The organism is Rhodococcus sp. HNM0569 (genome assembly GCF_012726205.1).
In the GTDB taxonomy this organism is placed as follows: domain Bacteria; phylum Actinomycetota; class Actinomycetes; order Mycobacteriales; family Mycobacteriaceae; genus Rhodococcus_F.
This window is the reverse complement of record NZ_JAASAE010000015.1, coordinates 1-12,540: the sequence shown is the minus strand read 5'-3', so window position 1 is coordinate 12,540 and position 12,540 is coordinate 1. Positions and strand designations below refer to the sequence as shown.

At 68.7% G+C, this 12,540-nt stretch carries 10 protein-coding genes and 2 pseudogenes; 7 read left to right on the top strand and 5 right to left on the bottom strand.

All coding sequences use genetic code 11. From position 1 onward, the window contains the following. Window positions 1-12: 12 nt before the first annotated feature. Window positions 13-1,212, bottom strand: coding sequence for an acyl-CoA dehydrogenase family protein (locus tag HCA44_RS17500; RefSeq protein WP_169650609.1), 1,200 nt, complete (start codon window positions 1,210-1,212; stop codon window positions 13-15). Window positions 1,213-1,478: 266 nt separating this feature from the next. On the opposite strand from HCA44_RS17500, the gene HCA44_RS17495 reads away from it, so the two are divergent. The 4 genes and pseudogenes from HCA44_RS17495 to HCA44_RS17480 all read left to right on the top strand — a co-directional run bounded on the left by HCA44_RS17495 (window position 1,479) and on the right by HCA44_RS17480 (window position 6,491). Then, a complete protein-coding gene (locus tag HCA44_RS17495; RefSeq protein ID WP_169650608.1) occupies window positions 1,479-2,804 on the top strand; it encodes an MFS transporter in 1,326 nt (441 codons plus the stop codon). A gap of 97 nt (window positions 2,805-2,901) precedes the next feature. Then, window positions 2,902-4,032, top strand: coding sequence for an acetyl-CoA C-acyltransferase (locus tag HCA44_RS17490; protein WP_169650607.1), 1,131 nt, complete (start codon window positions 2,902-2,904; stop codon window positions 4,030-4,032). A 34-nt stretch (window positions 4,033-4,066) separates the two neighbouring features. Further along, window positions 4,067-4,831, top strand: coding sequence for an SDR family NAD(P)-dependent oxidoreductase (locus HCA44_RS17485; protein WP_169650606.1), 765 nt, complete (start codon window positions 4,067-4,069; stop codon window positions 4,829-4,831). Window positions 4,832-4,870: 39 nt separating this feature from the next. Then, a pseudogene (locus tag HCA44_RS17480) lies at window positions 4,871-6,491 on the top strand (AMP-binding protein). A gap of 66 nt (window positions 6,492-6,557) precedes the next feature. Here the strand turns inward: HCA44_RS17480 and HCA44_RS17475 are convergent. Continuing rightward, the gene (locus HCA44_RS17475) at window positions 6,558-7,745 is read right to left on the bottom strand and encodes an acyl-CoA dehydrogenase family protein (protein ID WP_169650605.1); all 1,188 of its coding nucleotides are present in this window, start codon (window positions 7,743-7,745) and stop codon (window positions 6,558-6,560) included. Window positions 7,746-7,928: 183 nt separating this feature from the next. On the opposite strand from HCA44_RS17475, the gene fabG reads away from it, so the two are divergent. Both fabG and HCA44_RS17465 read left to right on the top strand, forming a co-directional pair. Beyond that, the gene (gene fabG, locus HCA44_RS17470) at window positions 7,929-8,669 is read left to right on the top strand and encodes a 3-oxoacyl-ACP reductase FabG (RefSeq protein ID WP_169650604.1); all 741 of its coding nucleotides are present in this window, start codon (window positions 7,929-7,931) and stop codon (window positions 8,667-8,669) included. A gap of 40 nt (window positions 8,670-8,709) precedes the next feature. Further along, window positions 8,710-9,921 carry an acetyl-CoA C-acetyltransferase gene (locus HCA44_RS17465; protein WP_169650603.1) on the top strand — a complete coding sequence of 404 codons (1,212 nt, stop codon included), beginning with the start codon at window positions 8,710-8,712 and terminating at the stop codon, window positions 9,919-9,921. A gap of 27 nt (window positions 9,922-9,948) precedes the next feature. On the opposite strand, the gene HCA44_RS17460 is transcribed toward HCA44_RS17465, so the two are convergent. The 3 genes from HCA44_RS17460 to HCA44_RS17450 are packed head-to-tail and all read right to left on the bottom strand — an operon-like array spanning window position 9,949 to window position 12,173. After that, window positions 9,949-10,830, bottom strand: a complete 882-nt coding sequence (locus tag HCA44_RS17460) for a LysR family transcriptional regulator (protein ID WP_169650602.1) — start codon at window positions 10,828-10,830, stop codon at window positions 9,949-9,951. A 7-nt stretch (window positions 10,831-10,837) separates the two neighbouring features. Further along, window positions 10,838-11,719, bottom strand: a complete 882-nt coding sequence (locus tag HCA44_RS17455) for a LysR family transcriptional regulator (protein WP_169650601.1) — start codon at window positions 11,717-11,719, stop codon at window positions 10,838-10,840. Window positions 11,720-11,723: 4 nt separating this feature from the next. Beyond that, window positions 11,724-12,173, bottom strand: coding sequence for an enoyl-CoA hydratase-related protein (locus HCA44_RS17450; protein ID WP_206038307.1), 450 nt, complete (start codon window positions 12,171-12,173; stop codon window positions 11,724-11,726). On the opposite strand from HCA44_RS17450, the pseudogene HCA44_RS17445 reads away from it, so the two are divergent. Next, window positions 12,166-12,540, top strand: a pseudogene (locus tag HCA44_RS17445) (RNA-guided endonuclease TnpB family protein); the annotation flags it as partial. The gene HCA44_RS17450 and the pseudogene HCA44_RS17445 overlap by 8 nt on opposite strands.

Sequence of the window (12,540 nt, the reverse complement as noted above, 5' to 3'; positions counted from 1 at the left end):
CTCGCAAAGTGCTCACGGGGCGTCGCGGTACTCGCGCAGCAGGCCCTTGCTGATGATCTGTTTCTGGATCTCGCTGGTGCCCTCGCCGATCAAAAGGAATGGTGCCTCACGCATCAGCCGTTCGATCTCGAACTCCTTCGAGTAGCCGTAGCCGCCGTGGATGCGGAACGCCGCCTGGGTGACCTCGGCGCAGTACTCGCTGGTGAGATACTTCGCCATACCGGCTGCGACGTCGTTGCGTTCGCCGGAGTCCTTGAGCCGCGCCGCGTTGACCATCATCAGGTGTGCCGCCTCGACCTTGGTCGCCATCTCGGCGAGGCTGAACGCGATGGCCTGGTGTTCGGCGATCGGTTTGCCGAAGGTGCTGCGCTGCTGGGCATACCGTACCGCCAGTTCGAACGCACGCTGCGCGACACCGCACGCCCGCGCCGACACGTTGACCCGTCCGACCTCGACACCGTCCATCATCTGCGCGAAACCGCGGCCCGGCTCGCCGCCGAGGATATCGCCTGCCGACGCGCGGTAGTCGTCGAAGAACAACTCGGTGGTGTCGATGCCCTTGTAGCCCATCTTGTCGAGCTTGCGGGGAATCGTGATGCCCGGCGCGACCTCGCCGAACCCGGCGGGCTTCTCGATCAGGAAGGTCGTGAGATTGCGGTGCGGCTTGGCGTGTCCTTCGTCGGTGCGCACGAGTGCCGCGACGAGCGTCGACGACGCCCCGTTGGTGAGCCACATCTTCTGTCCGTTGATCGTGTAGTCGCCGTCCGCGCCGCGTGTGGCGCTCGTGCGGATCGCGGCGACGTCGGACCCGAGTTCGGGCTCGGACATCGAGAAGGCGCCGCGCACGTCGCCGGTCGCCATGCGCGGGAGCAGTCGCTGTTTCTGTGCGTCGGTGCCGTGCTGACGCAGCATGTAGGCGACGATGAAGTGCGTGTTGATCACGCCCGACACGCTCATCCAGCCGCGCGCGAGTTCCTCGACGCACAGTGCGTAGGTCAGCAGCGACTCGCCGAGCCCGCCGTACTCCTCCGGGATCATGAGCCCGAACAGGCCCATCTCGCGCATCGCGTCGACGATCTCCTGCGGGTAGGTGTCGGAGTGCTCGAGTTCCTGCGCGTGCGGGATGATCTGCCGGTCGACGAAAGTGCGTACCGTGTCGAGGATTTCGGTCTGGAACTCGGTGAGTCCCAGGGTGTGTGCCAACCGGCTCATGACCGTCCCTTCACATCGTGTCCGCGGTCTCTGCCGGAAGCCTGCCGCAGTCCGCCTGCCGTGGCTAGGGGCAACCGGCTAACGAAGGCATAGCGCAGATCAATGGTTACGGGGGAGCGAAGTGGACCGGGACCGCGAAACATAGGCATTCGTAGTCGGTCGGTGTGGCGGGTTCGTCTTGATCGTGCCGAACCGCGCGGGATTCAATCGGCGGACGGCCTTCTGTGAGCCGCGCCACTCGACCCCCTACACACTCGGATGGAGTCATGACCCAGGCCTCCGTGAAAAGCGCACTCGGCGAAGTCGTCGCCCCCGGTGCCGAATCCCGCCGACGTGCATGGGGACTGACGTCCCTGCTCGTCCTCATCTACGTGGTCAACTACGCCGACAAGGCGGTGCTCGGCATCATCGCGCAGCCGCTCATGGACGAACTGGGACTCGCCTCGTCCCAGATCGGGCTGGTCGGCAGCCTGTTCTTCCTCACGTTCACCGTCGGCGGATTCTTCGCAGGCGCGCTGCATCGCTGGATGTCACTGCGCTGGGCGTTGGTTGCTCTCGTACTCGTGTGGTCGGTCGCCGTCCTGCCGATGGTGGTGGTCGCGTCGTTCGCGGTCCTGCTCGGCAGCCGGCTGCTGCTCGGACTCGCGGAGGGACCGTCGTCGGCGCTGCTGCACACCGCCGCGTATTCGTGGCACCCGCCGGCCGAGCGCGGTCTCCCCGGTGCGCTGCTCGCGGGCGCCGCGTCGATTTCGAAGATCGCGGTCGCGCCCCTGCTCGCGTACGTCACGGTGACGCTGGGATGGCGCGCAGCGCTGGTGACGCTCGCCGTGTCGGGCGTCGTGTGGTGCGTCGTCTGGCTCGCCGTGTGGAAGCAGGGGCCGTATCTCGCGCCTGCAGCGAAGTCCGACGGCGACGCCGCCGAGGACGGCGGTGAGCCCGCCGTGCCGTGGTCCACGATCTTCACCAGCCGTACGTTCGTCACGGGCGCCTTGCTGGTGATGAGCGTGTACGCGCTCGTCGCCGTCGTGCTCACCTGGCTGCCGTCGTACTTCGAGGTGGGGCTCGGGTACTCGCGGCTCCAGGCAGGCTCGATGTTCGCATTCCCCTCGATCGCGGGCCTCGTGCTGATGCTGCTGTCGTCGACCATCGGTGACCGCCTCATCGTGCGGGGTGCGACCTCGCGGTCCGTGCGCATCGTCGTCCCTGCGACCGGCGTGCTGCTGTGCGGCGCGATCCTGTTCGCACTGCCCTCGATCGGTAGCCCTGCCGTCGCGGTCGCGGTGGTCTCGATCGGCTACGGCTTCGCCGCGTCGGTGTTCCCACTGCTCAACGCCGCGATATCGGAGATCTGCCCGCCTCGGCAGACCGCAGGCACGCTCGGTGTGTTCCTCGCCGTCATGGCCGTCGGTGGCCTGATCGCGCCGTACGGCACCGGCATGATCGTCGACGCCGCCGGCTCGCCCGCCGCGGGCTACGCGTCGGCCTTCCAGATCCTCGGTCTCGTCGCCGCGGTGTGCGCCGTCGCCGCCCTGGTGTTCGCGAATCCCGAACGGGACAAGGCGCGTGTGCGCGGAGCCATAGGCAACGACTAACCGGCCTATCGGCCGAAAGTCGTTGTTCCCGGCCCACACCAGTGATTCATTCGATGTGACCGGAATCGTCCGCATCACCCGAGCGAAGGACACCACCATGCGCGATGCAGTCATCGTCGACGCTGTACGAACCCCCATCGGCCGCCGCCGCGGGTCGCTGTCCGGGATCCACCCGGTGGACCTCTCGGCGCACGTGCTCGAGGCACTCGCATCCCGCACGGGCATCGACCCGGCCGTGGTCGGCGACGTCGTGTGGGGCTGCGTGAGCCAGACCAGCGAGCAGGCAGGCAACGTCGCCCGCACGGCAGTGCTCGCGGCGGGCTGGCCGGAAAGCGTTCCCGGTACGACGGTGACGCGGGCGTGCGGTTCGAGCCAGCAGGCCGTGAGCGCCGCCGCCGCCGCGGTGATCGCGGGGCACGAGGACATCGTCGTCGCGGGCGGCGTCGAGTCGATGAGCCGGGTCCCGATGGGCAGCGCGAGCAAGGGGGAGCACAACCCGTCCAGCGTGCTCGACCGGTACGGGGTCGACGGATTCAGCCAGGGCATCGGCGCGGAGATGATCGCCGAGAAGTGGGGCTTCACCAGGCGCACGCTCGACGAGTACTCGTTGCGCTCACACGAACTCGCTGCCGCTGCGGCCGACAACGGCGCATTCGATCGGCAACTGGCGCCGATCACCGACGTCCTCGAAGGCGACGAGGGCATCCGCCGCGGCGGCACACTCGAGTCGATGGCCGGGCTGAAGACCGTCTTCAAGGAGGACGGCGTCATCCATGCGGGCAACTCGTCGCAGATCTCGGACGGCGCGGGAGCACTGCTCGTCACGACGAGCGAGACCGCCGCCGACCTCGGTCTCACCCCGCTCGCACGCGTGCACACGCACGCCGTCGCGGCCGACGACCCGGTCGTCATGCTGACCGGGCCGATCCCGGCCACCGCGAAGGCCCTGAAGAAGTCCGGGCTCTCGATCGGCGACATCGGGGCGTTCGAAGTCAACGAGGCGTTCGCACCCGTGCCCCTCGCGTGGCTTGCCGAAACCGGTGCCGACCCCGAGCGGGTCAACCCGCTCGGCGGCGCGATCGCCGTGGGCCACCCGCTCGGCGGATCAGGCGCGATCCTCATGACACGCCTCGTGCACCACATGCGCGACAACGGGATCCGCTACGGCCTGCAGACGATGTGCGAGGCGGGAGGCATGGCGAACGCCACCATCCTCGAATTGCTCTGACCTTCGAACCCTGCCCCGAAAGGTACTTCACCACATGGAACTCAACGGCATCTCCACCGCGGTCACGGGCGGCGCGTCCGGCCTCGGACTCGCGACGGCCCGGCGGCTCGTCGACGCGGGGGCGCAGGTCACTCTGATCGACCTCCCCACCTCCGACGGCGAGGTCGCGGCCAAGGAACTCGGCGCCGCTGCGCAGTTCGCCCCCGCCGACGTCACCGACCCCGAACAGTTCGCGGCTGCGCTCGACGCCGCCGACGAGCGTGGCGGGCTTCGCGGCCTCGTGCACTGCGCGGGCGCGGGCCGTCGGATGCGGATCCTCGACAAGGAAGGCAATGCAGGCTCGCTCGAGGACTTCGAATTCGTGATCAGGCTCAACCTGATCGGCAGCTTCAACGCGCTGCGACTGGGCGCCGAGCGGATGGCGCGCAACGAGGACGTCGACGGCGAACGCGGATCGATCGTGCTGACGGCCTCGGTCGCGGCCTACGAGGGCCAGATCGGACAGATCAACTACTCGGCGTCGAAGGCCGGCATCGTGGGCATGACGATCGTGGCCGCCCGCGATCTCGCGAGCAAACACATCCGGGTCAACACCATTGCTCCCGGCACGATGGACACGCCACTGCTCGCCCGGGTGCGCGACGACGTGCGCGCCGCCCTCGAACAGTCCGTGCCCAATCCGTCGCGACTGGGGCGCTCCTCCGAATTCGGTCAACTCGCGCAGTCTATCCTCGAAAATGCTTATCTCAACGGCGAAACCATTCGACTCGACGGTGCCATCCGCATGGCACCGCGGTGAGGTGACGTGGTGACACTCCTTCACTACCCGGGCGTCACGATGGCCGCGTGGGCGCCCTCGATGGCGGCACTGTACGGCGAGCGTCCCGCGGTGGTCGACGGCGATCGCGTCTGCACCTACGGCGAACTCGACGCTCGCTCGGGGGCTTTCGCGTCGGCGCTGCGCCGGTCCGGCGTCGCCGAACGAGACGTCGTGTTGCTGCACCTCGCGAACTCGATCGAGTTCGTGGTCGCGTACTACGGCTCGCTGCGAGCGGGTGCGACGGTCACGCTCGTCAACCCGTTGCAACCGGCGCCGGGGCTGCGTGCCCAGATCGAGGAGACGTCCGCGGTGGCCGCAGTGACCGCGGACACGCAGCTCGACGTCCTGGCGAACGCCACCACGGGCACCACATTGCGCACGGCGATCGTCTGCGGTGCCGCGAACACGGGGGGAGCAGTGTGGTCTGCGGACCGTGCTCTTCGACGATTTCGTGGCGGGTGGAGACTTCGCTCCCGCGGACCTGACCATCACGCCCGACGACATCGCACACCTCGCATTCACCGGTGGGACGACCGGTGTGTCGAAGGGTGTGCGGGTGTTGCACCGCAATGTCGTCGCGAACGCGACGCAGATGATCGGCTGGCGGGCAGGCAGTCTCGTGCACGAGGGTGGCGACGGACGCGTCGTGCTGACTCCGCTGGACGGCGCGGGCGACCGTGGCGTCGAACCGGGCAATGCCGCCACGATCGTGGTGTCGCCGCTGTTCCACGCGCACGCACTCATCAACATGTCGTTCCTGCTGATGTGCGGTGCCACCCAGGTGCTCGCAGGGAGGTTCGATCCCGCGCGGATGCTCGAACTCGTCGAGAAGCACCGTGCCACCTACATCACCGGGAGTCCGGCGATGTGGCATTCTCTCGCGTTCCACCCGGATGTCGCGACGCGGGACGTGTCGTCGGTGCGCGTGTTGTCGTCGGGGGCAGCGCCGATCGATCGCGTGACCCTCGAAGCGCTGTCGGCGGCGTTCCCGTCGTCCCGTGTGGTCGAGGGCTACGGGCTCACCGAGGCGACCTGCCTCGTCGCGTCCGCGCCCCTCACGGGAGGTGCCGACTATCGCATCGGCTCGGTCGGAGTGCCCGCGTACGACACCGAGATCGAGATCCGCGATCTCACCGATCCGACGATCGTGATGCCCGCGGGCGAACGCGGCGCGCTGTGGGTGCGTGGCCCGCAGGTCACCGACGGCTACCTGGGGCACCCCGGGATCACGGCGAAGCAGTACGTCGACGGCTGGCTCGACACCGGGGACATCGCCTACACGGACGGCGACGGCTACGTGTTCATCTGCGACCGCGCGAAGGACATGCTGATCTACAAGGGATACAACGTGTATCCGCGTGAGCTCGAGGAGATCCTCGTGCGCCATCCCGCGGTCTCCGAGGCCGCGGTGGTGGGCCGCGACGCGGGATCGGTCGGCCAGGAACCGGTTGCCTTCGTCGTGCCGGCCCGGGGTCACGACGTCGATGCCGACGAGCTGTCGGCGTTCGTCGCCGAGCAGGTGTTGCCGTACAAGAAGATCCGCGACGTCATCGTGGTCGACGGGCTGCCGACGTCGGCTGCCGGCAAGATCCAGAAGGTCGAGCTGCGTCGACGCGTCGCCACCGCACCTCGCGTGTAATCGAGTACGCGACATACGAAGGGAGGGTGGCCCGGAAACGGGCCACCCTCCCTTTCGCGTGTCGGGTCAGTGTCCGCGCTGTGCCTGCTTGACCAGGCCGCGCCCCACGATCAACCGCTGGATCTCGCTCGTGCCTTCGTACAGGCGCAGCAACCGCACGTCGCGGTAGATCCGTTCGACCGCGACTTCCCGCATGTAGCCGGACCCGCCGTGCACCTGCACCGCGAGATCGGCGACCTTGCCGACCATTTCGGTGCAGAAGAGCTTCGTGGCGGACGGTGCGATGCGGCGGTCGGTACCGTCGACCCATGCGCGCGCGGCGTCGCGCACCATTGCACGGCCGGCCATGACACCTGTCTGCTGATCGGCGAGCATCGCCTGCACGAGCTGGAACTCGCCGATCGCGGTGCCACCCTGGGTCGCGGTGGCCGCGTACGCGACGGACTCGTCGAGGGCGCGTTGCGCGGTACCGACGGACAGCGCCGCGATGTGCACACGGCCGCGGGCAAGAGAGGTCATCGCGGCGCGATAGCCGACGTCCTCGCTGCCGCCCACGAGTGCCGACGCCGGCACCCGTACGTCGGTGAAGGCGACATCTGCTGTCCAGGCGCCCTCCTGGCCCATCTTCCGGTCCTTCGCGCCGACCTGGAGACCGGGAGTGTCGGCTGGGACGAGGAACACCGCGATGCCGGTGCCGTTCTCGTCGGCGGGGCGGGTGCGTGCGAACACGACGAACAGGTTCGCGAGCGGGGCATTGGTGATGAATCTCTTCTCGCCGTTGATCACCCAGTCGTCGCCGTCGCGTACGGCCTTGGTGCGCAGGCCGGCCGGGTCCGATCCGGCGCCCGGCTCGGTGAGCGCGAACGACGCCACGACCTCGCCCGACGCGATACGCTCGAGCCACTGCGCCTTCTGCTCGTCGGTGCCGAAGCCCACGAGTACCTGGCCGGCGATGCCGTTGTTGGTGCCGAACATCGAGCGCAGCGCGAGCGACGTGTAACCGAGTTCCATCGCCAGCTCGACGTCCTGTGTCAGGTCGAGGCCGAGACCGCCCCACTCCTGCGGGATGGCGTAGCCGAACAGCCCCATGTCCTTCGCGGCCTGACGGATGTCGTCGGGGATCGCGTCGGAGTCGAGAATTTCCTGCTCGCGGGGCACGACGACGGACCGGACGAACTCGCGGGTCGAGGCGAGGATGTCGCGGAAGTCTTCGGCGTCCACCTGGGGGGCGGTATCGGTGTGCACGCTGGTCATGAGACCACTGTGCTCCGGTGGCACGCGTGCGTCCAATACGAACTACCCGCCCGGACCGATAGGTACTCCCGATGGTTTCGGGGGCTCCGCGAGGCGCAGGCCGCGGATATATTTCCAGGTAGCCGGATCGTGCCGCGTCCGTACGGCACACCCGTCACTTCTGCCACCCGCGAAAGGACTCTCATGTCGCTGCTCACCGACCGCACCGCCGTCATCACCGGAGGCGCGCAGGGGATCGGATTCGAGATCGCCCGCGCATTCGTCGATGCAGGCGCGAAGGTCGTCCTCGGCGACCTGAACGAGGCTGCCGCGCAGGCCGCGGCCGACAAGCTGGGTGGCCGCGACGTCGCCCGCGCCGTGCGGTGCGATGTGACCGAGAGCGCCGACGTCGACGCACTGCTCGCGGAGGCGGTCGACGGATTCGGCTCGCTCGACGTCGTCGTCAACAATGCGGGCATCACGCGCGACGCCACGATGCGCACGATGACCGAGGAGGACTTCGACCTCGTGATGTCGGTGCATCTGAAGGGCACGTGGAACGGCACCCGCAAGGCCGCCGCGATCATGCGCGAGGCCAAGCGCGGCGCGATCGTGAACATCTCGTCGCTGTCCGGCAAGGTCGGCATGGTCGGGCAGACCAACTACTCGGCCGCCAAGGCGGGCATCGTGGGCATGAGCAAGGCTGCCGCGAAGGAACTCGCGCACCACGGCGTTCGCGTCAACGCGATCCAGCCGGGCCTCATCCGGTCGGCGATGACCGAGGCGATGCCGCAGAAGGCGTGGGATCAGAAGATGTCCGAGATTCCGATGGGTCGTGCAGGCGAGCCGAGCGAAGTCGCGAGCGTCGCACTGTTTCTCGCGTCGGACATGTCGTCGTACATGACCGGTACCGTGCTCGAGGTGACCGGCGGCCGGTTCATGTGAGGCCACCATCCTTCTCCCGTCCGTACTCCGAAAGGCCGTCATGCGCCAAGTAGTCGTCTGCGAACCCGTCCGTACTCCCATCGGCCGCTACGGCGGAATGTTCAAGTCCCTCACCGCCGTCGATCTCGGCGTCACCGCCCTGAAGGGCATGCTCGAGCGATCCGGTCTGGATCCCGAGGCCGTCGAGGACGTGGTCCTCGGGCACTGCAACGGCAACAGCGAGGCTCCCGCCATCGGGCGTGTCGTCGCGCTCGACGCCGGCCTGCCGATCACCGTGCCGGGCATGCACATCGACCGCCGGTGCGGGTCCGGTCTGCAGGCCGTCGTCCAGGCCGGGCTTCAGGTCGCGGCGGGCGACAACGACCTCGTCGTCGCGGGTGGCACCGAGTCGATGTCCAACGCGTCGTTCTACTCCGTCGACATGCGCTGGGGTGGCGCTCGTACGGGTATTGCCATGCACGACAGTCTCGTTCGTGCACGGTCGACGGCCGGTGGTCGCTTCTACCCGGTCGAGGGCGGCATGATCGAGACGGCGGAGAACCTGCGCCGCGAATACGGCATCAGCCGTCAGGAGCAGGACGAGTTGTCCGTCGAGTCGCATCTACGGGCCGTACGTGCGCAGAAGGACGGCATTCTCGCCGAGGAGATCGTGCCCGTCACCGTGCGCACGCGTGACGGCGACCAGGTGATCGACACCGACGAGCATCCGCGCCCCGACGTGTCGCTCGAGTCGCTCGGCCGATTGAAGCCGATCATGGGCAAGGCGGACCCCGACGCGACCGTCACCGCGGGCAACGCGAGCGGCCAGAACGACGCCGCCGCGATGTGCATCGTCACCACACCGGAGGTCGCCGAACGACGCGGCCTGCGTCCGCTCGTGCGGCTCGTGTCGTGGGGTCTCGCGGGCGTCGCGCCCAAGATCATGGGCATCGGTCCCGTCCCCGCCAGCGAGGCTGCCCTCGGCAAGGCCGGGCTGACGTTGTCGGACGTCGACCTCATCGAGCTCAACGAGGCGTTCGCTGCGCAGGCGCTCGCCGTCACCCACGAGTGGGGTTTCGGCGCAGACGATTTCGCGCGCACCAACGTCCACGGATCCGGAATCTCGCTCGGGCACCCGGTGGGAGCGACGGGTGTGCGCATGCTTGCCACGATGGCGCGGGAGATGCAGCGCCGCGACGCGCGATACGGACTGGAAACGATGTGCATCGGCGGTGGGCAGGGCCTCGCCGCGGTGTTCGAACGCGTCGCCTGACACAGCCGTGACCGGGATGTCGGGCGGTCAGTGCGGTGTGAGCCCCGCGGCTCGCACCATGTCGACGAAGGCCCGGCCGACGGGCGACAGCGTCGTCGGATCGTATGCGAGGCCGAAGGGCCGTTCGAAACGCGGCGACGTGGGCCGCACGACGGCGCGGTCCGCCGCCGATTCGGCCATCGTGCGTTCGAGGATGGTGCCGCCGATGCCCGCGAGCACCATCGGCAACCGCTCCTCGCGGTGTTCGGCGAGCACCGCGAGTGGCAGCCGCGCTCCCGCGACCCGGATCGCCTCCTCGATCTCGTCCGCGAGCGAGTGCCCGCGTGGCACGAACACCATCGGGATCTGCGGCAGGTCGCCCAACGCGACCGGGCCCGGTGGTATGTCGGTGCCGGGCGGGTAGACCAGCCAGTACTCCTGGCTGCCGAGCACCTCGACCTCGAGCGATGCGTCGTCGATCGGGAGGTGCGCGACGACGAACTCGCAGTGCCCGTCGCGGATGACCGACGCGGCCTGCGCTTCTTCCCGCAGGTCCGTGAACCGCACCGTGACCTTGGGGTAGGCGCGTCGGAAGTCGGCGATCAGGCCGACGAGGGGGTCCACCGCGAGCGCCGGAAACGCCATGATGTCGAGTTTGCCGACGAGTTCGCCGCCTGCGGTGGCAAGCAGATCCTCGACGGCGGTGACGTCGCGCAGGATCTGTCTGCCGGGTCCGACCATCGTGCGCCCCGCGGCGCTGAGGACCATGCCGCGACCGATGCGGTGGAACAGTTGCACGCCGAGTTCGCGTTCGAGCCCGCGCAGTGCCTGCGACACGGTCGGCTGTGCGACACCGAGAGCCGCTGCGGCACCGTTGATTCCCTCGTGCTCGACGACCGCGAGGAAGTATTCGATCTGACGCAACTCCATGACCGCCCTACTCGCTCGGGGGTGGATAGTCGGCATGTGCGACGGACAGGAAGGCGACAGCGGCGGGCGACGGGCGTCCCGATCGCAACACGATGCCCGCCGAGCGCACGACCGGCGGGTCGAGCGAGCGGACGACGCTGCCGGGCAGCTGGTCGTGCGCGACTCGCCGAGGCAAGATCGTGGCCCCGGCGCCGCGCACCACGAGTTCCCATGTCGCGGTGGGATGGACGCAGTCGACGACGACATTCGCCGCGCCTTCCGCGAACACGTCGCTCAGCAGTTCGGTGTCGCTCTGGTTCGCGAGATCCACGACGAGCGGGACGTCGCGTACGAGCGGCCGTGGCACCGGGTCGGGCAAGCCGGCCGCGATGTCGGGTGGCATCGCGAGCACGAGCTCTTGCTCGGCGAGCGGGAGCACCGTGAGCGAACTGGTGTCGGCCGTGGTGTCGATGACTCCGAGTTCGGCGTCGCCGCGGCGGATCGCGGTGAGGACGCCCGCGGGCCCGTCGGCGGCGACGATGCGCACCGTGATCTTCGGGAACCGTTCGCGGAACAGGCGCACGATGTCGACGAGCGGGTCGAGCGAGAACGCCGAATAGGTGACGACGTCGACGCGGCCCGCCTCGAGTTCGCGCACGGCGGCGACCTTGTCCTTCGCGCGCGCCACGTCGGCGAGGATCCGCCGCGCCGCGACGTCGAGCCGCCGCCCGGCCTCGGTGAGCTCGAGGCGACGGCCCGTGCGGTCGAACAGTGTGACGCCGAGGCGCCGTTCGAGCGTGCGAATGGCCTGCGACAGCGACGGCTGCGAGATGTAGAGGGACTGCGCGGCACGCGTGATGCCGCCGTGGTCGACCACGGCAACGAAGTACGTGACGAGGTGCAGATCCACGCCGCTATCGTACGGGCTCGCCCGAGTCGGCCTGCGGTACCTGCCAGTCGCCGGTGAACGTCGGCGCCGTCTTGTCGCGGAATGCGGCGACGGCCGCCGGCGCGTCGGTGGCGAAGTTGACCGCCTGTACGCGCGCTTCGTCGTCGAGTGCTTCGGCAAGCGTGCGGGTGACGCCACGTTCGAGCAGCCGCGCCGACTGCGTGATCGCGAGCGTCGGGCCGTCCGCGAGCCGGTGCGCGAGCTCGAGTGCCGTCGACAGTGCGGCACCCGGTGCGGCGACGTGCGATACGAGACCGAGTTGGTCGACGTCGTCGGTGCCGAGCATCTCGCCGAGCATCACGAGCCGCTTCGCCCGGTGCAGGCCGATCAGACGCGGCAGGATCCACGAGCCGCCGAAGTCGACCGACAGCCCGCGCCGCGGGAAGATCTGACCGGAGAACGTAGTNGTGTTCAACGATGCACTGCGCGCCCGGCAGGATGCGTATGCGGCCGGGGTGAAGCTCTCGGATACCGACGTACAGAAACAGGTAGTCACCGCAGCGAAGAAGACTCCACAGCGGGCGTGGCTGGCCGAGGTGGCGTCGGTGGTGTTGGTGCAGGCCTGCCAAGATGCGCGGCGCGCCTATCGGAACTGGTTCGACTCGATGTCCGGCAAACGCAGGGGCCGCAAGGTCGGGGCGCCGCGGTTCCGGTCCCGCAAGGACAACCGGCAGGCGATCCGGCTCACTCGCAACGGCTTCTCGATCCGCCCGAACCGGAAGCTGTACGTGGCGAAGGTCGGCGAGCTGAAGGTGGCGTGGTCGAGGGATCTGCCGTCGGTG